The sequence below is a fragment of the Kitasatospora sp. NPDC096077 genome, assembly GCF_040303245.1.
Lineage (GTDB): Bacteria > Actinomycetota > Actinomycetes > Streptomycetales > Streptomycetaceae > Kitasatospora.
The window spans coordinates 1-19,133 of record NZ_JBEOSV010000069.1 but is presented as its reverse complement, the minus strand read 5'-3'; the positions used below and the strand labels follow the sequence as shown (position 1 = coordinate 19,133).

General features: G+C 73.5%; 20 protein-coding genes. 11 read left to right on the top strand and 9 right to left on the bottom strand.

The features are described 5' to 3' along the window. Positions 1-81 precede the first annotated feature (81 nt). Positions 82-723 carry an HhH-GPD-type base excision DNA repair protein gene (locus tag ABTZ03_RS36190; RefSeq protein WP_350517427.1) on the bottom strand — a complete coding sequence of 214 codons (642 nt, stop codon included), beginning with the start codon at positions 721-723 and terminating at the stop codon, positions 82-84. A gap of 536 nt (positions 724-1,259) precedes the next feature. Here ABTZ03_RS36190 and ABTZ03_RS36185 point away from each other — a divergent pair. The 3 genes from ABTZ03_RS36185 to ABTZ03_RS36175 all read left to right on the top strand — a co-directional run bounded on the left by ABTZ03_RS36185 (position 1,260) and on the right by ABTZ03_RS36175 (position 5,141). After that, positions 1,260-3,662, top strand: a complete 2,403-nt coding sequence (locus ABTZ03_RS36185) for a terpene synthase family protein (protein ID WP_350517426.1) — start codon at positions 1,260-1,262, stop codon at positions 3,660-3,662. A 184-nt stretch (positions 3,663-3,846) separates the two neighbouring features. Beyond that, the gene (locus ABTZ03_RS36180) at positions 3,847-4,650 is read left to right on the top strand and encodes a VOC family protein (protein ID WP_350517425.1); all 804 of its coding nucleotides are present in this window, start codon (positions 3,847-3,849) and stop codon (positions 4,648-4,650) included. After that, positions 4,650-5,141: a DinB family protein gene (locus ABTZ03_RS36175; protein WP_350517424.1), complete on the top strand. Its 492-nt coding sequence runs from the start codon at positions 4,650-4,652 to the stop codon at positions 5,139-5,141. Before ABTZ03_RS36180 ends, ABTZ03_RS36175 begins: the two co-directional genes overlap by 1 nt. A gap of 100 nt (positions 5,142-5,241) precedes the next feature. On the opposite strand, the gene ABTZ03_RS36170 is transcribed toward ABTZ03_RS36175, so the two are convergent. After that, positions 5,242-6,018 carry an ArsR/SmtB family transcription factor gene (locus ABTZ03_RS36170; RefSeq protein ID WP_350517423.1) on the bottom strand — a complete coding sequence of 259 codons (777 nt, stop codon included), beginning with the start codon at positions 6,016-6,018 and terminating at the stop codon, positions 5,242-5,244. Between the two features lie 64 nt (positions 6,019-6,082). Here ABTZ03_RS36170 and ABTZ03_RS36165 point away from each other — a divergent pair, with 64 nt between their 5' ends. Next, positions 6,083-7,441 carry a cytochrome P450 family protein gene (locus ABTZ03_RS36165; protein WP_350517422.1) on the top strand — a complete coding sequence of 453 codons (1,359 nt, stop codon included), beginning with the start codon at positions 6,083-6,085 and terminating at the stop codon, positions 7,439-7,441. Next, positions 7,438-8,211: an isocitrate lyase/PEP mutase family protein gene (locus ABTZ03_RS36160; protein WP_350517421.1), complete on the top strand. Its 774-nt coding sequence runs from the start codon at positions 7,438-7,440 to the stop codon at positions 8,209-8,211. The genes ABTZ03_RS36165 and ABTZ03_RS36160 overlap by 4 nt, the downstream gene beginning before the upstream one ends. A 79-nt stretch (positions 8,212-8,290) precedes the next feature. Here the strand turns inward: ABTZ03_RS36160 and ABTZ03_RS36155 are convergent, their stop codons facing one another. Beyond that, positions 8,291-9,106: a TetR/AcrR family transcriptional regulator gene (locus ABTZ03_RS36155; RefSeq protein ID WP_350517420.1), complete on the bottom strand. Its 816-nt coding sequence runs from the start codon at positions 9,104-9,106 to the stop codon at positions 8,291-8,293. Positions 9,107-9,364: 258 nt separating this feature from the next. Between ABTZ03_RS36155 and ABTZ03_RS36150 the strand changes: the two genes are divergently transcribed. Next, complete coding sequence (locus ABTZ03_RS36150) at positions 9,365-10,912, top strand: MFS transporter (RefSeq protein ID WP_350517419.1); 1,548 nt, start codon at positions 9,365-9,367, stop codon at positions 10,910-10,912. 193 nt (positions 10,913-11,105) lie between these two features. Further along, positions 11,106-11,819 (top strand): helix-turn-helix domain-containing protein, encoded by a 714-nt coding sequence (locus tag ABTZ03_RS36145; RefSeq protein ID WP_350517418.1) that lies wholly within the window; start codon positions 11,106-11,108, stop codon positions 11,817-11,819. A 78-nt stretch (positions 11,820-11,897) separates the two neighbouring features. Here the strand turns inward: ABTZ03_RS36145 and ABTZ03_RS36140 are convergent, their stop codons facing one another. Next, entirely contained in the window at positions 11,898-12,299 is a 402-nt protein-coding gene (locus tag ABTZ03_RS36140; RefSeq protein ID WP_350517417.1) for a VOC family protein, read from the bottom strand. Between the two features lie 196 nt (positions 12,300-12,495). On the opposite strand from ABTZ03_RS36140, the gene ABTZ03_RS36135 reads away from it, so the two are divergent. Continuing rightward, a complete protein-coding gene (locus ABTZ03_RS36135) occupies positions 12,496-13,446 on the top strand; it encodes a molybdopterin-dependent oxidoreductase (RefSeq protein WP_350517416.1) in 951 nt (316 codons plus the stop codon). On the opposite strand, the gene ABTZ03_RS36130 is transcribed toward ABTZ03_RS36135, so the two are convergent. Beyond that, entirely contained in the window at positions 13,436-14,521 is a 1,086-nt protein-coding gene (locus ABTZ03_RS36130) for an alpha/beta fold hydrolase (RefSeq protein WP_350517415.1), read from the bottom strand. The genes ABTZ03_RS36135 and ABTZ03_RS36130 overlap by 11 nt on opposite strands. A 110-nt stretch (positions 14,522-14,631) precedes the next feature. Here ABTZ03_RS36130 and ABTZ03_RS36125 point away from each other — a divergent pair, with 110 nt between their 5' ends. Beyond that, on the top strand, positions 14,632-15,363 hold the full coding sequence (locus tag ABTZ03_RS36125) for a TetR/AcrR family transcriptional regulator (RefSeq protein WP_350517414.1): 732 nt from the start codon (positions 14,632-14,634) through the stop codon (positions 15,361-15,363). Between the two features lie 77 nt (positions 15,364-15,440). Here ABTZ03_RS36125 and ABTZ03_RS36120 read toward each other — a convergent pair whose 3' ends face one another. Together ABTZ03_RS36120 and ABTZ03_RS36115 are read right to left on the bottom strand one after the other, a co-directional pair. Continuing rightward, positions 15,441-16,661 (bottom strand): metallophosphoesterase, encoded by a 1,221-nt coding sequence (locus ABTZ03_RS36120; protein WP_502894700.1) that lies wholly within the window; start codon positions 16,659-16,661, stop codon positions 15,441-15,443. Positions 16,662-16,791: 130 nt separating this feature from the next. Beyond that, positions 16,792-17,199, bottom strand: coding sequence for a nuclear transport factor 2 family protein (locus ABTZ03_RS36115; protein ID WP_350517412.1), 408 nt, complete (start codon positions 17,197-17,199; stop codon positions 16,792-16,794). A gap of 113 nt (positions 17,200-17,312) precedes the next feature. On the opposite strand from ABTZ03_RS36115, the gene ABTZ03_RS36110 reads away from it, so the two are divergent. Beyond that, entirely contained in the window at positions 17,313-17,768 is a 456-nt protein-coding gene (locus ABTZ03_RS36110) for a MarR family winged helix-turn-helix transcriptional regulator (RefSeq protein WP_350517411.1), read from the top strand. Positions 17,769-17,849: 81 nt separating this feature from the next. On the opposite strand, the gene ABTZ03_RS36105 is transcribed toward ABTZ03_RS36110, so the two are convergent. Both ABTZ03_RS36105 and ABTZ03_RS36100 read right to left on the bottom strand, forming a co-directional pair. After that, a complete protein-coding gene (locus tag ABTZ03_RS36105; RefSeq protein WP_350517410.1) occupies positions 17,850-18,116 on the bottom strand; it encodes a Txe/YoeB family addiction module toxin in 267 nt (88 codons plus the stop codon). After that, on the bottom strand, positions 18,113-18,391 hold the full coding sequence (locus ABTZ03_RS36100) for a type II toxin-antitoxin system Phd/YefM family antitoxin (RefSeq protein ID WP_350517409.1): 279 nt from the start codon (positions 18,389-18,391) through the stop codon (positions 18,113-18,115). Before ABTZ03_RS36100 ends, ABTZ03_RS36105 begins: the two co-directional genes overlap by 4 nt. Before the next feature lie 439 nt (positions 18,392-18,830). Between ABTZ03_RS36100 and ABTZ03_RS36095 the strand changes: the two genes are divergently transcribed. Beyond that, entirely contained in the window at positions 18,831-19,040 is a 210-nt protein-coding gene (locus ABTZ03_RS36095) for a hypothetical protein (RefSeq protein WP_350517408.1), read from the top strand. Positions 19,041-19,133: the final 93 nt, after the last annotated feature.

The window sequence follows — 19,133 nt, the reverse complement described above, 5'->3', positions numbered from 1 at the left end:
TCGGTCGCGCAGCGCGACCGAGGCCCTCGCCGCATGCCGGGGACCGGGCGCCCGGACCCGAACAGGGGGGCGCCGGTGGGGTCAACGGGCGCCGGTGAGGCCCGCGGTGGCGGACCGGGTGGTGGTGCGGGGCTTGGCGGCGGCCTTGGCCTCCTTCGCCGCGCGCTTCGTCTCCTGCTTGAACTCCCGTACCAGGGTGAGGGATTCGGGCCCGGTGATGTCCGCGACCGAGCGGTGTGCGCCCTCCTCGCCGTACGCGCCGGCCGCCTCGCGCCAGCCCTCCGGCCGCACCCCGTACTGCTTGCCGAGCAGCGCCAGGAAGATCTGCGACTTCTGCTTCCCGAAGCCGGGAAGGGCGTTGAGGCGGCTGAGCAGCTCCTTGCCGCTGCGGGCGTCCTTCCACAGCGCGGCGGCCTCGCCCTCGTACTGCGCGACCAGGAACTGGCAGAGTTGCTGCACGCGTTTGGCCATCGCCGCCGGGTAGCGGTGCACGGCCGGCTTCGCGGAGAGCAGCGCGACGAACTTCTCCGGGTTGTAGGTCGCGATCTCGTGGGCGTCGAGGTCCTTGCGGCCGAGGCGTTGGGCGATGGTCAGCGGGCCGGTGAACGCCCATTCCATCGGCACCTGTTGGTCCAGCAGCATGCCGACGAGCGCGGCGAGCGCACTCCGTCCGAGCAGTTCGTCGGCCTCGGGCTGCTGGGCGAGCCGGACGGTGACGTTCATGAGGTGTGCCCTCCTCGGAGTTGACGTCGGTCGGCGCCCAGTCTGGAGGACGGGGCGTGGACGGACCTGGTCAACACGCCCGTAGCTGGGGAAGTCTTGGTGTTCCAGCCCTTGCCAGGCCTGCTTTGTTCGTTGGCGGAGCGGTTGTTGGGGGCGTTCGGGAGGGGCGGCGGAAACAATTTTGTCCGTGGCGGCCGGCGGCGTGGGGTGTTCCGGGTCGGTGCGGTGTCCGGCCGAATGCGATCGATTGCGACCGGGGGTGATCGACGGATCGACGGGTGGACCTGAGGGTGGAACGCCGGGCGGTAGGGTCCGCCAACGACCGCCGCCCGCACCGGTTCCAGTGCTCGCGGTCGAAGGATTCCGCCTCGCTGGAGGGGCGGCGCGCGGACGTCGGGCGGACGTCGGGAGGGGGTTCGGGCGGGGGTTCGAGCGGGTGGGTCATCTCATATGACTGTTTGGGTTGTGACGGTGCGTCGGGGTGGAGGCAGGCCATTCTTGGTCCCAATCGACGCGTCCAGAAAGGCCCGACCGCCGTGAGCCAGCCGTTCGAACTGCCGTCCTTCTACGTGCCGCACCCGGCGCGCCTCAACCCGCATCTGGCGGAGGCCCGGGAGCATTCCTCGCGCTGGGCACGGGAGATGGGGATGCTGGAGGGGTCCGGGGTCTGGGACCGGGCCGACCTGGACGCCCATGACTACGGGCTGCTCTGCGCGTACACCCACCCCGACGCGTCGGCCGAGGCGCTGTCCCTGGTGACCGACTGGTATGTGTGGGTGTTCTTCTTCGACGACCACTTCCTGGACATGTTCAAGCGCACCAACGACCGCGAGGCCGGCAAGGCGCACCTCGACCGGCTGCCGCTGTTCATGCCCGCCGACCCGGCCACCCCGATGCCCGAGCCGGAGAACCCGGTCGAGGCGGGGCTGGCCGACCTGTGGCGGCGCACCGTGCCGGCGATGGGGGAGGACTGGCGGGTCCGGTTCGCGGAGAGCACCCGCAACCTGCTGGACGAGTCGCTGTGGGAGCTGGCCAACATCGACGCCGGCCGGATCGCCAACCCGGTCGAGTACATCGAGATGCGGCGCAAGGTCGGCGGGGCGCCCTGGTCCGCGCAGTTGGTCGAGTACGCGGCCGGGGCCGAGGTGCCGAAGGAGGTGTCCGGCTCGCGCGCGCTGCGGGTGCTGATGGACGCCTTCTCGGACGCCGTGCACCTGCGCAACGACATCTTCTCGTACCAGCGCGAGGTCGAGGACGAAGGTGAACTGAGCAACGGCATCCTGGTGTTGGAGCGTTTCCTGGAGTGCTCCACCCAGGAGGCCGCGGAGGCGGTCAACGACCTGCTCACCTCGCGGCTGCAGCAGTTCGAGAACACCGTGTTCACCGAACTGCCGGTGCTGTTCGCGGAGACCGGGCTGGACGCGGCGGGCCGGGCCAGGGTGACGGCGTACGTCAAGGGGCTGCAGGACTGGCAGTCCGGCGGGCACGAGTGGCACATGCGGTCCAGCCGGTACATGAACGGCGGTGGTGCGGCGGCCGGTTCGGGCGGTTCGGACGGTGACGTGCCGCCGGGGACGGGGGGCGGAGGGCTGCCGGGGCTTCCGGGGCTCTCCGGGCCTTCCGGCGGCGGAAATTGGTGGGACCGGTACGCGATCGGGGGGATCGGCACCTCGGCCCTGGACATCCTGCGCAAGGGCGCCGCGAACGCCGGGGCCGCGGTGGCCCCCGCCGTGCGGCGGTCGCGGGCGCACGCGCACGTGCCGTTCCAGGCCGTCGGGCCCTCCCTGCTGCCGGAGTTCCGACTGCCGTTCGAGCTGAGCCTGAGCCCGCACCTGGACGGTGCGCGGGAGCGGGTGGTCGAGTGGGCCGAACGGGTCGGGCTGTTGGCCGCCCACCCCGACGTGCCCGGATCCGGGATCTGGGACGCCGCGTCGATCCGCGACCACGACCTCGCGCTCTGCGCGGCCGGCCTCCAACCGGACGCCACCGCCGGCCAACTCGACCTCTCCTCGGCCTGGTTGGCGTGGGTCACCTACGCCGACGACTACTACCCGGCGGTCTTCGGCCGCACCCGCGACCTGGCCGGAGCCAAGGCCGCCAACGCGCGACTGGTGCTGTTCATGCCGTTGGACGGCAGCCCGACGGCCGAGCCGGTGAACGCGCTGGAGCGCGGCCTCGCAGACCTCTGGGAGCGCACCGCCGGACCGCTGACCGACGAGAACCGGGGCCGGCTGCGCGAGGCGGTCGAGGCGATGACGACGAGCTGGATCTGGGAGCTCGCCAACCGGATCCAGAACCGGGTCCCCGACCCGGTGGACTACCTGGAGATGCGCCGCTCCACCTTCGGCTCCGAGCTCACCACCCTGCTCGCCCGCCTCGGCCACGGCTGGACCGTGCCCGAGGAGATCCACCGGCACGGTTCGATGCGCGCGCTGGAGAACTCCGCGATGGACTACGGCTGCATGGTCAACGACCTGTTCTCGTACCAGAAGGAGGTCGAGTACGAGGGCGAGCTGCACAACCTGGTGCTGGTGGTGCAGACGTTCTTCAACTGCGACTACCCGTCGGCGGTCCGGATCGTCGACGACCTGATGCACTCCCGGCTGGAGCAGTTCCAGCACGTCGCGCGGAACGAACTCCCGGTGATGTACCAGGACTTCGGGCTGTCGGCGGAGGACCGGGCACTGCTCGGCGGGTACGTGGCCGAGCTGGAGAACTGGCTCGCGGGCGTACTGAACTGGCACCGGGAGTGCCGTCGGTACGGCACCGCGGACCTGGAGCGGCACTTCGGCGCCGAGCGGGACCTCGCGGGTGCGGTGCGGGCCCGGGCGGAGGCGCCGGCCGGTGGCGCGGAGGCGGTGACGCCGGTCGCCGTACCGGTCGCGGTACCGGCGGGTCCGACCGGGCTGGGCACCTCCGCCGCCCGGCTCCACGGCTGACCGGGTCCGCCGCTGACCGGGTCCGCCGCTGACCGGGTCCGCCATCGGCGGGGTCGGCTGAGGACGGCCGGCCGCACCCGTGCGGCCAGCCCGCGCGGGTGCGCCGCCCCCTGGCTAGGCTGGCGTGTCGGGGGCCGCGCGCGCCGCCCGGCCCGCGCCGCAACGCCGACACGAAGGCGAAGAGATGGCTGCGCTACCTGAGGGCACACCCTGTTGGGCCGACGCGATGTTCACCGACCTGGAGGCCGCCAAGGCCTTCTACGGGGACGTCCTCGGCTGGACCTTCGGCGAGAGCTCGTCGGAGTACGGCAACTACACCCAGGCGTACTCCGACGGCAAGGCGGTGGCCGCGATCGTGCCCCCGATGCCGGGCAGCCAGGGACAGTCCGCCTGGTGCCTGTACCTGGCCTCGCCGGACGCCGCCGCCACCGCCGAACGGATCCGCACCAACGGCGGCGAGGTGGTGATGGGCCCGATGCAGGTCGGCGACTTCGGCACCATGGTGATCGCCCGGGACCCGGGCGGGGTGGTGTTCGGCGTCTGGCAGGCCGGGATCCACGAGGGCTTCGAGAAGCAGGGCACGCCCGGTGCGTACAGCTGGGCCGAGATCGTCACCCGGGAGCCCGAGAAGGCCGACGCCTTCTTCCCGGCGGTCTTCCCGTACGGCGTGCAGAAGTTCGACGCCGGGGCGTCCGAACCGTTCGACTACCGGATGTTCCTGGTCGGCGGCGGGCCGGTGCTGGGCCGGATGGGGGCGTCCGACTTCCTGCCGCCCCAGGCACCGTCGTACGTGAGCGTCTACTTCGCCGTGGACGACACCGACGCCGCGATCGAACGGCTGACGGCGCGCGGCGGCAGGGTGTACCACGGGCCGCAGGACAGTCCGTTCGGGCGGTTCGCGGCGGTGGGAGACCAGCAGGGCGCGGCCTTCGGGCTGATCGACCTCGGTCGGACGGTCGGCGAGAAGCCGCCGACGGTGGACGCCTGATGGGTGAGCGCGAGGAACTCGTCGAGACCCTGGACAAGCACCGGGACCTGCTGCGCCGCACCGCCCGGGGCCTCGACGACGAGCAGGCGGCCCGCCGCACCACCGCCAGTGAGCTGTGCCTCGGCGGCCTGATCAAGCACGTGGCCGCGGTCGAGGCGCGCTGGGCGCGGTTCATCACCGGCGGCGCGGAGGCGATGCGCGGCGGCGGTGGGGACGGGGAGTGGGCGGACCAGTTCCGGATGGCGGAGGGCGAGACCCTGGCGGGACTGCTCGCCGGGTACCAGGAGGTGGGGCGCGGGACGGACGAGCTGATCCGGAGACTGCCCGACCTCGACCTCGCCCACCCGCTGCCGCCGGCACCCTGGTTCGAGCCGGGGGCGAGCTGGTCGGCCCGGCGGGTGCTGCTGCACCTGATCGCGGAGACCGCGCAGCACGCCGGGCACGCGGACATCATCCGGGAGGCGCTGGACGGGGCGAAGTCGATGGGGTGAGCGGGGTCGTCCGGTCCGGGGCGGGGCCGACGGGGTGGGCAGGGCGTTCGGTCGGAGGGGCGTCCGGTCGGGTGGGCGGCCGGGGTGGGTGCGGCCGTCGTCAGGGCAGCTCGACGCCGAGCAGCTCGCGCAGCGCCCGGCCGCCCTCCGGGGTGACCCGCAGGGCCCGGCCGGAGCCGATCCGCTCCACCCAGGCACGGTCCAGCGCGGCCCGGCAGAGCGCGGCGCCCAGCGCGCCGCCGAGGTGGCTGCGGCGTTCCGTCCAGTCCAGGCAGCTGCGCACCACCGGTCGGCCGCCCGGGCGGCCGGAGCGCGGCGGCAGTTCGATCGCCTGGGCGGACAGCCAGGCGTGGCCGCGGTCGGTGACGGCGAGCCCGGCGCGGTCGGTGACCAGGCCGCGGTCGAGCAGGGCGTCGGCGACGGCCACGCCGAGGCGGCCGGCCAGGTGGTCGTAGCAGGTGCGGGCGCGGGCCTCGGCGCTCTGCCGGGTGGCCTCGCGGAGGCTGCGGGGCGCGGGGCGGCCGGTTCCGGCGGCCGAGCCGCCTGCGGTCGCTTCCGCGGTCGGCCCGCCGGTGGTCTCGGCGAACACCGTGAGGTCCTCGATCAGCGTCGCGACCGCCGGGGAGGCCAGCCGGACGTACCGGTGCCGGCCCTGCCGCTCCTCGGTGAGCAGTGCGCCGGCGATCAGCCGGGACAGGTGCTCGCTGGCCGTCGAGGGCGCCACCCCCGCCACCCGGGCCAGCTCGCCCGCCGTCCAGGCGCGGCCGTCCAGCAGGGCGGAGCAGAAGGCGGCGCGGGTGGGGTCGGCGAGCAGCGCGGCGAGCGCGGCGAGCGGCGAGCCCCGGTGGTCGGCTGGGGTGCGTTCGTGGTCGGGCATGCCCCCATGGTCGCCCCGGCACGGTTCGGTCGGGACCGAAACGACCCGGGGCCACGATGGCGGCATGAGCGATCCGACGCCCCGAGAACTGACCTTCTCCCGCTACCAGGACGTGACCGCGGCCCTGGCCGACCCGGCCCTCGTCCCACCGCCGGCGACGCCCGGTCCGTACGGCACCATGGCCTGGCTGCGGGCCACCGTGGCCCGGTTCAGTGCGGGCGGGCCGCACGCCCGGCGCCGGGCGCTGGTGCAGGCCGACCTGGACCGGCTGGACCCGGTGCTGCTGCGGGTCCTGGCCGCGGGCGGGTACGAACCGGACGTCCGGCTGCGGGTGGTGCGGGTGCTCGCGAGGGCGCTCGGGCTGGCCGATCCGGAGGCCGTCGCACGGGACGTGAAGGTGGTGGCCCGGGCCTACTTCGAACCGACGCCGGACGACCCGGAGGCGGACGCGGCGGTCGCCCGGTTGCTGCCCGCGATGGGTGCCGGGGGCGCTGAGGGCGGCGAGGACGACGAGGACGACGAGGGCGGCGGGGGCGCTGAGGGCGGCGAGGACGCTTCGGACGGCGGGGTCGCGGAGGTGGCGGCGAACCGGATCGGCCTGCTGGTGCAGGCCTGCGAAGCCACGGCCACCCTGGTCGAGCGGGCCCGGAGCGGTGGCGACAGCCCGGCCGCGGTCCTGCGGGACGATCCGCCGGTCCGGGCGATGCGCCGGTTCGCGGCCCGGGCGACGGTGGTCGGCGGGGTCGCGGTGCCCGCGGGGACGCACGTGCTGCTCGACCTGGCCGCCGCCCGGGCGGGGGAGCCGGGCGGGGATCCGCTGGCCTTCGGCGCCCCGTCCCGGCTCTGCCCGGGCCGTACCCACGCCCTGGTGATCGCCGAGGGCGTCCTTTACGGCTCCTCCGACCCCTCGGACACCTCCGTGCCGCCCGCCGAGGACCACCTCGACCAGGCCGAACTCGCCGCCCTGATCCCGGGGATGATGGACCACGTGCTCGCCCTGGCGGACACCTGGACGGCCTGGGACGGGCGCCCGGTGATCAACGCCGACGGCCGGACGTACACCCCGCACAAGGTGATCCGCCGGGTCGCCGACCACCTCCTCGACCACCTGGCCGAGGTGGAGGCCCGGCTCGCCGGGGAGACCGCCGCCCCCGACCACTGGCACGCGTCCAACGTCACCACCCCGGCCGACCTGGTGCCGTTCACGGCCGCCGACCTGGACGAGGCCCGCAGCCGGCTCGACCGGATCGGGCGGATCTGGGCGCTGCGGGTCGCCGCCCTGCCGGAGCGGCAGTTGGACGACTCGCCGGGGGTGGGGTGGAGCTTCCGGCAGATCGTCTGCCACCTCGCCAGGACCGCCGCCTACTACGCGGACTCGGTCGGTCCCGTCACCGAGGGCCTGACCGCGGAGGCCGTCCGATGACCCCCTTCGCCGCCCTGCACCACCGCCCCGGTCACCCCCTGCTGCTCCCGAACGCCTGGGACCACGCCTCGGCCGCCGCCCTCGCCGCGGCCGGCCACGCCGCGATCGGCACCACCAGCCTGGGCGTGGCGGCCGCCGCCGGACTGCCCGACGGCGCCGCCGCCACCCGGGCGGAGACCGTACGGCTGGCCCGTCGGCTGGGCCGGGACGACTTCCTGCTGAGCGTCGACGCGGAGTCCGGGTTCAGCGACGGCCCGGCCGAAGTGGCCGCGCTGGCCGTGGAGTTGGCGCAGGCCGGGGCGGTCGGCATCAACCTGGAGGACGGCCGGCCGGACGGCTCTCTGACGCCGTCCGACGTGCACGCGGCGAAGGTCGCGGCGGTGAAGGCCGCTGTGCCGGAGCTGTTCATCAATGCCCGCACCGACACCTACTGGTGCGGACACCAGGACCCGGGGGCGGAGACCGCACGGCGACTGGCGGTCTACCAGGAGGCGGGCGCGGACGGCGTGTTCGTGCCCGGACTGACGGAGCCGGCGGCGATCGGCCGACTGGTCGGCGGGCTGTCCGTCCCGCTCAACATCCTCTGGACGCCGACCGGCCCGGGCCTCGCCGAGCTGGCCGGGCTCGGGGTGGCCCGGGTCAGCCTGGGCTCGCTGCTGTACCGCTCGGCGCTGGCGGCGGCGGTGGCGACGGCCGCCGCCGTGGCCTCGGGCGGGCCGGTCGGGCCGGTTCCGGGCTACGCCGAGATCCAGGCGCTGAGCGGGAGTTGAGCGCCGGCCGGGGCCGGGGCCGGGGCCGGAGCCGGAGCCGGAGCCGGAGCCGGGGCGGGCCCGAGTCGGGGGCTCCGGCTCAGCCCCGCTGCCGCGCCGCCCGGTGCGCCTCGATCCCGTCCGTGATCACTTTGACGCCCCGGGCGAAGCTGCTGTCCCGGCTGCCCTCGTTGACCTCCCGCTGCACCTCGGTGGTGTACAGCCGGTTCAGCCGTGGATAGTCCCTGGTGGCCTCGATGACGGCGGGCATCAGCTGGTTCAGCCACACCCGCTCGTCCTGGCCGCTCTTGTGCAGCGCGCTCAGCCAGGCGGCCTCCACACAGGCGGTGCCGATGGTGTAGCCCATGATCGCGCTCATCGCCTCGTTGGCGTCGACGAGGCCGAAGCCCGCCGTCTCCATCACCGTGAGCATGTGCTCGGAGAGCCGCATCCAGTTGGGGCCGAGGTAGACCACCCCGACGTCGCCGAACACCGTGATCATCCACGGGTGGCGCAGGATGACCGAGCGCATGCCCTCGGCGCACTCCAGGACCCGCTCCCGCCAGACCGCCGGGTCCTCGCAGCCCTCGGCTGCGGGCAGCGGGAGTTGGCCGAAGACGTGGTCGACGACCAGGGCGAGCAGCTCGTCCTTGTTGGCGACGTGGGTGTACAGGGAGGTGGCGCCGGCGTTCAGGCGGGCGCCGAGCTTGCGCATGCTCAGCGACTCGATGCCCTCGGCGTCCAGCAGGGCGGAGGCCTCGGCGACGATCTGGTCGCGGCTGAGGGCGGGTTGCGTCCGCCGCTTCTGCGGACGGTTCCACGGCGACGGGATCCCCGGGGGCGGGTCGGTCCGGTGCTCCGGCTGTGCGCCGGTCCGGTGCTCCGGCGGGGTGTCGTCCTCCGACTTGGCCGTCATCAGGCCCTCCAATCCACGTGCCCCCTGGTCGGGTGCGGTCCATTCAGCATAGGCCCCGGAGCCGAACACCGTACGGTCGGCCGAACACTGTGCGGCCTTGCGAACGGTGTTCGGGCTCCGTACAGTGTTCGGCGTAGCGCACACCGTTCGGTCGGGGACGGCGGACGGTGTGCGCCGCGAGGACTTCCGCACGGCAGCCGCCGGCGCGGGGATGTGTGCGGGGCCGCGGCCCACGCGCCGGACCGAAGGGGGAACGTGGTGGACCGTCAGGCGGATCGTCACCCGCGTCGCTGGCTCATCCTGGTCGTGCTCTGCCTCAGCAGCCTGGTGCTGGTGATCGACAACATGGTGCTCACGGTGTCCATCCCGCCGATCGCGGAGGACCTCAAGGCCGGGGCGCAGGACATCCAGTGGATCATCGACTCGTACATCCTGGTCTTCGCCGGCCTGCTGCTGACCTCGGGAAGCCTCTCCGACCGGTTCGGACGGCGAAAGGTGATGATCATCGGGCTGGTGCTGTTCGGCGCCGCCTCGCTGGTCGCGGCGGTCGCCGCCAGCCCCGGTGAACTGATCGCCGGCCGGGTGCTGATGGGCGTCGGCGGCGCCCTGGTCATGCCGAGCACCCTCTCCATCCTGATCACCGTCTTCGACGACGAGGAGCGGCCCAAGGCGATCGCCGCCTGGAGCGCGGTGGCCATGGTCGGCCTGGTCGGCGGCCCGGTGCTGGGCGGCGCGCTGATCGCCCACTTCTGGTGGGGCGCGGTCTTCCTGCTCAACGTGCCGGTCGCGGTCGTGGCCGTCGTCGCGGCGGTCGTGCTGATGCCGGAGTCCAAGGGCCCGTGGCGCAAGCCCGACCTGCCCGGCATGCTGCTCTCGATGGTCGGCATGACGGCGCTGGTCTGGTCGATCATCGTGCTTCCCCGGGACGGCTTCGCCCACGTCAACACCCTCGGCTCGCTGGCCGTCGCGGTCGCCGCGCTCACCGGGTTCGGCATCCGGCAGGTCCGCACCGACTCGCCGATGGTCCCGCTCAAGCTGTTCCGCAACCGGGTCTTCACCGGTGCCAGCTTCTCCCTCGTCCTGCTCACCTTCGCCACCGGCGGCCTGATGCTGGTGCTCACCCAGTACCTGCAGTTCGTCCTGGAGTTCACGCCCACCGACACCGGCCTGGCCTTCATCCCGCTGGCCGTCGCCTCGCTCGTCTTCAACGTGATCGGCGCCGCCGTCGGCAAGAAGGTCCCGGCCCGGGTGCTGACCTCGATCGGGATGGTGATCATCGCGGGCGGCTTCGGCCTGCTGGCCACCCTCTCGGTCGGCGACGGCTTCACCAAGGTCGCCCTGGCCATGCTGGTCCTCGGCATCGGCTCCGGCCTCGGCATGCCCGCCGCCGCCAACGCGCTGATGGGCGCCATCCCCGGTGAGCACGCCGGCGTCGGCTCCGCGCTCAACGACACCATCCAGCAGTCCGGCGCCGCGCTCGGCGTCGCCGTCCTCGGCACCGTGCTCTCCAGCACCTACACCGGCGAGATGCCCACCGACGCCCCGGCCCCCGCCCGGCACGCCATCACCGACGCCCTCGCCCTCGCCGCGGGCAACGGCGACGGCACCCTGGCCCGGGCCGCCCGGGAGGCCTTCAACACCGCCACCTCCACCACCTTCACGGTCGGCGGGATCGCGGTCCTGGCCGCGGCGGTGCTCACCCTGGTGCTGATGCGGGGCGGGCCGGGGGCCGCGACCGGGGCGCCGGCCGAGGGCGCCGAAGCCGTCGAACCCGCCGCCGAACCCGCCGTCGAGGCGGTGGCCTGAACCACACCGAAGCGGCCGGCTCTTTCCCGCCGGCCGCACCCCCCACCGGCCCCGGCTGCCCCGCGCAGCCGGGGCCGCGGGCCGTCCGGGGCGGTGCTCCCGATCGGTGCCCGCCGGCTCCCGGAGCGCGGCGGCTCGCGGAGCGCGGCGGCTCGCGGAGCGCGGCGGCCGTCCGTCCGCGTAGCCTTCGAGCATGGCCACCGACTACGCGGAGCGCGCGTCACGGGTGCCCGGGGCGGTGCTGTGGACGAGGGGCGCCGTGGCGGAGACCGCTGCCGCGGAGGCCGGCGGGGCGGCCGGGCTGGTGCTGCCGGACGGGTGCATGGACCTGTTGTGGACGCCCGGCCGACTGCTCGTCGCCGGGCCCGACACCCGGGCGTTCCGGCCCGGACCGGGGCTGGGCGGGCCCTGGGCCGGGATTCGCTTCCGACCCGGGGCAGGACCGGCGCTGCTCGGTGTCCCCGCGTACGAACTGCGCGACCAGCGGGTCGAGTTGGCCGATCTATGGCCCGCCGGCGAGGTGCGGCGACTGACCGGGCTGATCGACGCGGCGCCCGACCCCGCCGCCGCGCTGGAGCACCTGGCACTGCGGCTGGCCGCCGTGGCGCAGCCCGAGGACCCGCTGGTGCGCGCGGTGGCCGGCGCGCTCGCGGCCGGGCGCAGCGTCGCGGCGACGGCCGAGGCGGTCGGGCTCGGCGCCCGGCAGCTGCACCGCCGCTCGCTGACCGCCTTCGGCTACGGTCCCAAGACACTGGCCCGGATCCTGCGGCTGCAGCGCGCCCTGGGGCTGGCCCGCTCGGGCGTCCCGCTCGCCGAGACGGCGGCCCGGACGGGCTACGCGGATCAGGCGCATCTGGCGCGCGACGTCAGGGAGTTGGCGGGCGCCACGGTCACCGAGCTGCTCTGAGGCGGGGCCGCGGCCGCCGTGGTGCGAGCTTGCCCGAGGGCCCCGCTACAGCGGTGCGAGGCGACCGGCCGGGCCCCGCTACAGCGGCGCGAGCAGGTCGACCCCGTTGCCGTCCGGGTCGTGCAGCGAGGCGTAGCGCTGGCCCCAGAAGGCGTCCCAGGGCTTCAGCTCCCCGTGGTACCCGGCGGCGGTCAGCTCCTGGTACACCGCGTCCACGTGCGCCGGGCTCTGGCAGCGGAACGCCAGCGCGGCCCGCGCACCGCCGGTCGGCGGCTGCCGGTCGGGGTGGAAGGAGCGGATGGTCGCCTCGGTGTCGAGGACCAGCAGCAGCCCGCCGGGCAGCTCGGCCTCGACGTGCGGCTCCCGTTCGGAGCCCTCGGGGAACGCGAGCCCGAGCCGCCGGTAGAAGGCGACCGAGGCGGCCATGTCGGAGACGGCGAGGCCGATGAAGGCGAACTGGGGTGAGGGTGTGCTGTTCATGGTCGCCACGCTAGGCGGGGCACGGGCCGGCGGTCTTGAAGGAATCGGACACCCCCGGTCGCCCTGCCGGCCCGGGCGGGGGGGGGGGGCTCCCGGGCCCGAACCGAACCCTGAGCGGGCGTTGTCAGTCCCTCCTTGTACCGTCGACCGTGCCGCCGATCGCGGCAACAGCAGGACGAACACGGGGGCATGGCGCATGATCAGGACGGATCCGGAGACGCCCGACGTCTACCTCACACCGGTCGAGGACGTCTTCGTCCGCAACCACCTCGGCCCGCACCCGCGGCTCGACACCGACACCTGGTCGCTCAGCGTCGAGGGCCTGGTGGAACGGCCGGTGCGGCTGGACTTCCGGGCCCTCGAAGGCCTGCCGCAGACCAGGTTCACCGCCGTCCACGAGTGCTTCGGCAATCCGCTGCACCCCACGGTGCCGACCCGGGCCGTCACCAACGTGGAGTGGGCCGGGGTCCCGCTCGCCGAGGTGCTGGAGCTGGCCGGGCCGCGCCCGGAGGCCCGGCACGTCTGGCTGGAGGGCGCCGACCGCGGCGACTTCGCGGGGGAGAGCGGCCTGAGCTTCCTCAAGGACCTGCCGCTGGCCGAGGCGCGCGCCGAGGTCGTGCTCGCGCACGGCATGAACGGCGAACCGCTGCGCCCCGACCACGGGTACCCGGTGCGGGCGGTGGCCCCGCGGATGTTCGGCACCAACTCGGTCAAGTGGCTGACCAGGATCGTGCTGGCCGCCGAGCGCCCCGAGCACGTCTTCACCACCCGGCTGTACACCCGGGTCCTGCCGGGGGAGAGCGTGGTCCGGCCGGTCCGCGAGAAGGACGTGTGCAGCAAGTTGCTCGCCCCGAAGGACGGGGGCACCGTCCCGGCCGGAGTCCGTGAACTGGCGGGCTACGCCTGGAGTTCCGGTGAGGTGACGGCCGTCGAGGTCGCCGTGGACGACGGCGACTGGCTGCCGGCCGAGCTGGAGCGCCGCGGCCCGCACCCGAGTTGGCAGCGCTTCCGGATCCGCCACCACCTCGCGCCGGGCCCGCACCGCATCCGCTGCCGGGCCATGGACGCCGCGGGGCGGGTCCAGCCGCTCACCGGGGACCGCAACGCCGTCCACGAGATACGGGTGACCGCGGTGGTCAACGGGTGACCGACTGCCCGGTGATCGCCGGGCGGACCTTGGTGAGCATCAGGTCGAGGAACTGGTCGGGGTGGCGGAAGCCGGCGAAGTGGCTGGCGTTCCGGATCAGCGCGAACTCCTTGACCGGGGCGGTCACGTCCTCGAAGAACCGCCGGGCCGGCGCGGGCGGGGTGAGGACGTCGCTGTCGCCCTGGAAGACGAAGAACGGGATCCGGAACTCCGTCCCCTCCGCGCGCTCGTCGAAGGCCACGGCCTCCAGCTGGAGCCGCTCGGAGAACTCCATGGCCTTCAGGTAGGAGCGCAGGCCGCGCAGGGTGTGCAGGGGCGAGAACCAGAGGGAGCGCATGACGACGGTCTTCATGGTGTCGTAGGAGAGCGGGTCGCTGGTGAGGACCAGCTTGTTGTACTCGGCGACGTCCTTGGTGGTCCAGCGGGAGCGGTCGGCGCCCATCGCCAGGGCGGCGGCGAGCTCCTTCTCCTTCTTGCGCCCCGCCGCGCGCAGCCGGCCGACGAGGGCGTCGTAGGCGGTGCGCTCCCGGCCGCCGTCGATGATGTTCTGGTCGGTGCCGACGTAACCGGAGTACAGCTCGGGGTGGTTGCGGGCGAGCTTCAGGCCGAGCACGGTGCCGAAGGAGTTGGCGACCAGCAGCAGCCGGTCGACGCCGAGCCGGGCCCGCAGGTGCTCGGTGACCTCCAGGGCGTCGCGGTACAGCTGCGGGTAGCTCAGCTCGCCCTGCCCCTCGGGGCCGCCGGCGGCGAAGGTGAAGCCGGCGCCGCGCATGTCCCAGCGGACGATCGTGAAGTGCTTCTCCCAGACGTGGGTGCGCGGCAGGAAGACCAGGTTGGAGGCGCCGGGGCCGCCGAGGATCTCCAGGATCACCGGGTTGCTGCGGTCCTCGCCGCGGATGGAGACCCACTGGTCGATGCCGCCGATCCGGACGAAGCCGGACTCGTCGATGCCGTTCGGGGCGGTGATCCGCAGCCGCTTGGCGAAGGTGGCGCGCTTGAGCTGCCGGTAGCCGAGCAGTCCGGCGACGGGAGCGGCGAGGGCGGCGGCGGAGACGGTGGCGATGGCGGCGAGCATGGTGGATCCCCCAGAACTGTTTATCGCGTCAGCAGATACGTTTAAGGTATATACAGTTCTGGGTGCTGTCAACGGGCGGCGCCGACGATACGGAAGTCGAGGAGACCGGGATGGCCAAGGAGAAGCCGCGTGACCTGCGCGCGGGCGTCGCACTGCTGTGGGGCGAGCAGGACCAGCCCACCCGGGGGCCCAAGCCGAGCCTGACCACCCAGCGGATCGCCGCCGCCGCGGTGGTGATCGCCGACGCCGACGGGCTGGACGCGGTCTCGATGAGCAAGGTCGCCGCCGAGTTCGACGTCTCGGCCATGGCGCTCTACCGCTACGTCCCGGGCAAGGCCGAACTGGTCGAGCTGATGGTCGAGTCCGTCCTCGCCGACGCCCCCGACCTGTCAGCCGCCGGCGACGGCTGGCGGCAGCGCATCACCGAATGGGCCCGCCGCTCCGCCGCGGTCCACCGCGCCCACCCCTGGCTGCTGGCGGCCACCGCCATGCGCCGCCAGCTGATGGGTCCGAACCAGCTCGGCTGGCTCGACTCGGCCCTCGCCGCCCTGGAGCCCACCGGCCTGAGCGCCGCCGAACAGCACCGGGTCTTCGTGCTGGTGGCCGGCCTGGTGCGGACCCTCGTCCAGCAGGACCTCGACTTCGACGAGCAGCACAGCCGGGAGTGGAGCCGTCTCACCGACGAGCTGCTGGAGCGCCACGCCGACCGCTTCCCCACCCTCACCCGGGCCATCGCGGCCGGCGCCTTCGCCCCCGACCCGGTCGACCCCCTGGAGTTCGGCCTCGCCCGGATGCTCGACGGGGTCCAGCTCCTCCTCCACCCGGACGACGCCGCAGGCTGACCGGGCCCTCGGCCGTCCTCCGGTCCTCCGTCCTCCGTCGCCCGTCGCCCGTCGCCCGTCCTCCGTTGCCCGTTCCGCTACGCGGCGCCCGAGCGCAGCGTGAGCAGGGTGATCTCGCTCGGCGCGAAGACCCGGAAGGGCGGCCCCCAGAAGCCGGTGCCCCGGCTGGTGTAGAGCTGGGTCCGCTCGCCGTGCCGGCTCAGGCCGTGCACCACCGGCTGGTCGATCCGGACGAGGAAGTTGAACGGCCAGATCTGGCCGCCGTGGGTGTGCCCGGAGACCTGTAGGTCGATCCCGGCGGCCGCGGCCTCGGGCACGTACTTGGGCTGGTGGGCGACGAGCAGGACGGGCAGCGCCGGGTCCGCCCCGGCCAGCGCGTCCGCCAGGTCCGCGCGGTGTCCGGCCAGGCCGGAGTGCGCCGCGGTCACGTCGTCCACGCCGGCCAGGACCAGCTCGTCCCCGCCGCGCTCCACCACGACGTGGCGGTTGTGCAGCGGCTCCCAGCCCAGGTCCGCCATCCGGTCCAGCCAGCCCTGGGCCTCGCTGCCGTACTCGTGGTTCCCGGTGACGTAGACCCTGGCCAGCCGGGCGCGGATCGTGCCGAGCGGCGCGGACTGCTCCCGGCGCTGGGCGGGGGTGCCGTCGGCGATGTCACCGGCGTGGACGACGACGTCGGGGTCGAGCGCGTTGACCGCCTCGGTGACCCGTGCCGACCAGTCCGCCCGGTCGATCGGCCCGTAGTGGGTGTCGGCCAGCACCACGACCCGGGTGCCGTCCAGGCCGGCGCCGAGCCGCGGGAGATGGACGTCCAGCCGTCGAATCCGAGGCACCCGCATCGCCTCGTGGTGCCCCCAGCCCAGCAGGGCGGCCGCGACCACGGCCACCGCCACGGCCACGCCCCTGGCCCGGCCGGCGCCGCCGACGTCGAGCCCGCCGAGCACCAGGTCCACCAGGCCTCCCAGCACGGACCAGGTGAACAGCACCCAGATCACGCCGAGGCTGGTGTCCGCGATCCGTGCGGCCCGGTCGTTCCGCCGCCGCCCGTGACCGGCGACCATCAGGAACGGGAACGACACCATCCAGCCGACCAGGACCAGCGTGCCGAGCGGGAGCACCGGGGACGGCCAGTCGGCACCGGCGGCGAACAGCGTCCACCAGGGCGGGAGGCACAGCAGCACCAGGACGAGGACGAGCACGGCCAGCCGCCGCACCGGCAACCGCCGCCTCGCCCCCGTCGCCGCCCCCGGCTCCGGCGGCTCCCCGGAGCCCCCGCCGTCCGGCCGGAGCTCCGGGTCCAATCCGATGGATTCGCTGTCAGCCACTTCGCCGCCCCTCACGTCTGCTCCCCCCATCATCCGGCAGTCGGTGGCGGGGCGGCGGCGGGGCGGAAGGATCGGCGGGCGGCGTTGTTCGGTGCCCGCGCCCGGGTCAGGCGCGAGCGCTGCCGAGGTTCCGGTCGGCGTCGGCGCCCTGGAGCATCAGGGTGGTCTCCTCGATGCGGCGGAAGCGCCCGTCGGCGGCGAGCTCGGCGAACAGGTAGACCTCCATCCGCACGGTGGAGCCGTCGGTCTTGCGGATGTCGACGATGTGGCGGTCCGCGTAGCGGTCGCCCTGCGCGAATTCGTCCAGGATGCGGATCTCGCCGCCCGCGACGACCGTGCGCAGGTGGGCGATGTGGGCGGTGAACTCCGCGTGGTCGTCCCAGCGGCCGTCGGTGCGCTGGCGGTAGTCGGGGGTGAAGTGCCGGTCGATCGCCTCGGCCAGCTCCAGGCCGGGGGTGAAGAGCAGGTCGGTGAGCGCGGCGGCGATGTCGGGGCGGGCGGTCTCGATGGTCATGGGTGTCCCCTTGGCAGTGCGGTCGGGTGGTGTGATCGGTGAAAAAGCGTGCGTTGAGCACGCATCTGCACCGTACTACGAAATGCGTGCGCTGCGCACGCTAAACTGGAGCCATGTCGAACGACGCGGAAGTGGGACACGAGATCGCCGACGCCCTGGGGACGCTGCTCAAGCGCGGCACCCGCGCCCAGCTGCACCGGCGCCTGACCGAGGGCCTCGGCCCGGCCGTGGACGAGGCCACCTATCCCCTCCTCAGCGGCCTCGCCCGCACCGGACCGCTCAGCGCCGCCGACCTCGCCGGCGAGATCGGCCTGGACCGCTCCGGCGTCACCCGCCGGGCCACCCGCCTGGAGGAGGCCGGCCTGCTGCGCCGCGACCCCGACCCCGCGGACCGCCGCGCCACCCTGCTCGCCCTGACCGACGCCGGACACCGGGCCGTCGACACCACCAGGCAGCGGCTCGCCGCCCACATCGAGGAGTCCCTCGCCGCCTGGCCGCCCGGCGAAGCCCGGGCCTTCGCCCGCCAACTCCACCGCTTCGTCACCACCGGCCCCTTCGCGGACTCCTGAGTCACCCGGCCCCGGACACGACGAAGGGCCCCGACCGGCGAACCGGTCGGGGCCCTTCGTCTGCCCCGGTGCTCCCGGGCTCTACTTGCCGTAGTGGTAACGGCATGCGATGACGCACAGGGTGTCGGCCTGTTCGTCGAGGACGTAGACCAGGCGGTGTTCCTGGTCGATCCGGCGGGACCAGGCCCCGGCGAGCTCGTGCCTCAAGGGTTCGGGTTTGCCGATCCCCTCGTTGCCGTTCCGGCGGATGTCGTCGATCAGCAGATTGATGCGCTTGAGGAGGCGGCGATCGTCGGCCTGCCAGTGCAGGTAGTCGCCCCAGCCTCGCTCGGTGAACTGGACCTTCACGCGCCCTGCTCGGTGAGGTCGTCGGGGTCGATCAGTTCGCGGGCCACCGCACGGCCCTCCCGGTACTCCTGCAGGGAGCGGCGAAGGTGGTCGGCGTTGGCCGGGGAGCGCAGCAGGTAGTCGGTCTCGCGGAGCGAGGCGTACTCGGCCAGCGAGACGACGACCAGCGGCTCGTGGCCGGCGCGTGTGATGACGAGCTCTTCGGCGTCGCTCTCGACGGCATCGAGTGCGGCGGCGAGATTGCCGCGGAGCTCGGTGGCGCTCATCGTCTTCATGACGTACAGAATAACGTACATCCGTCGAGCGGGCGAGGGATGGAACGACGAAGGGCCCCGACCGGCGAACCGGTCGGGGCCCTTCGTCTGCCCTGGCGGGCGAAGGCGGAGGATACGAGATTCGAACTCGTGAGGGGTTGCCCCCAACACGCTTTCCAATTCTTCCGAACGGTGTCCACCAGGGTTCACACCCGTTCTGACCTGCGCCGGAGCGGACCACTGGGCGGCGGCTGAACCCGGCTGGACGGGGGTGAATGAGACCAAAACTGAGACCACGATCTGGCGTTGGGACTGTCGGTGCTACTCGTCGACGGGGTTGCGGCTCGGATGCGGTACCACGAAGAGCTCCGTTACGAAGCCGGTGATCGTGCCGTCGATGCCTCGGCCGACCTACGTCGGGTAGTAACCGTCGCCCCAATCCGAAGAAAGCTACGAGGCTGTGGCTGATCTCGGGGCCAGTGATAACAGCCGGCGCGCGCACCAGGGAGTTCTCCTCACTGAACAGGGCCACCTCCAAAAGCTCGTAGTCCTCAGCGAGCAGGTTGCCGAGCGGGGCGTCGGCGGTGGCATCGACGAAACAGCCGGTCCCGGCGTCGACGCCGTAGAACTCCGTGTCGGCGAGGTCATCGATGGCTTGGCCGTCGCTTAGGGCGTCCGCCAGTAGGTGGTTGCAGCAAGGCAGGCACGGCTCACCCGATCATGGAGTTCTCTACGCTTCATGATCACCGGGGGATCCGTGCCT

What these genes read in the sequence shown, in the direction of transcription:
- ABTZ03_RS36100 (WP_350517409.1), bottom strand. Translation starts at nt 18,391, where the DNA reads ATGAAGACGATGAGCGCCACCGAGCTCCGCGGCAATCTCGCCGCCGCA.
- ABTZ03_RS36190 (WP_350517427.1), bottom strand. Translation starts at nt 723, where the DNA reads ATGAACGTCACCGTCCGGCTCGCCCAGCAGCCCGAGGCCGACGAACTG.
- ABTZ03_RS36180 (WP_350517425.1), top strand. Translation starts at nt 3,847, where the DNA reads ATGGCTGCGCTACCTGAGGGCACACCCTGTTGGGCCGACGCGATGTTC.
- ABTZ03_RS36170 (WP_350517423.1), bottom strand. Translation starts at nt 6,018, where the DNA reads ATGCCCGACCACGAACGCACCCCAGCCGACCACCGGGGCTCGCCGCTC.
- ABTZ03_RS36135 (WP_350517416.1), top strand. Translation starts at nt 12,496, where the DNA reads ATGATCAGGACGGATCCGGAGACGCCCGACGTCTACCTCACACCGGTC.
- ABTZ03_RS36115 (WP_350517412.1), bottom strand. Translation starts at nt 17,199, where the DNA reads ATGACCATCGAGACCGCCCGCCCCGACATCGCCGCCGCGCTCACCGAC.
- ABTZ03_RS36145 (WP_350517418.1), top strand. Translation starts at nt 11,106, where the DNA reads ATGGCCACCGACTACGCGGAGCGCGCGTCACGGGTGCCCGGGGCGGTG.
- ABTZ03_RS36125 (WP_350517414.1), top strand. Translation starts at nt 14,632, where the DNA reads ATGGCCAAGGAGAAGCCGCGTGACCTGCGCGCGGGCGTCGCACTGCTG.
- ABTZ03_RS36165 (WP_350517422.1), top strand. Translation starts at nt 6,083, where the DNA reads ATGAGCGATCCGACGCCCCGAGAACTGACCTTCTCCCGCTACCAGGAC.
- ABTZ03_RS36110 (WP_350517411.1), top strand. Translation starts at nt 17,313, where the DNA reads ATGTCGAACGACGCGGAAGTGGGACACGAGATCGCCGACGCCCTGGGG.
- ABTZ03_RS36175 (WP_350517424.1), top strand. Translation starts at nt 4,650, where the DNA reads ATGGGTGAGCGCGAGGAACTCGTCGAGACCCTGGACAAGCACCGGGAC.
- ABTZ03_RS36130 (WP_350517415.1), bottom strand. Translation starts at nt 14,521, where the DNA reads ATGCTCGCCGCCATCGCCACCGTCTCCGCCGCCGCCCTCGCCGCTCCC.
- ABTZ03_RS36140 (WP_350517417.1), bottom strand. Translation starts at nt 12,299, where the DNA reads ATGAACAGCACACCCTCACCCCAGTTCGCCTTCATCGGCCTCGCCGTC.
- ABTZ03_RS36160 (WP_350517421.1), top strand. Translation starts at nt 7,438, where the DNA reads ATGACCCCCTTCGCCGCCCTGCACCACCGCCCCGGTCACCCCCTGCTG.
- ABTZ03_RS36155 (WP_350517420.1), bottom strand. Translation starts at nt 9,106, where the DNA reads ATGACGGCCAAGTCGGAGGACGACACCCCGCCGGAGCACCGGACCGGC.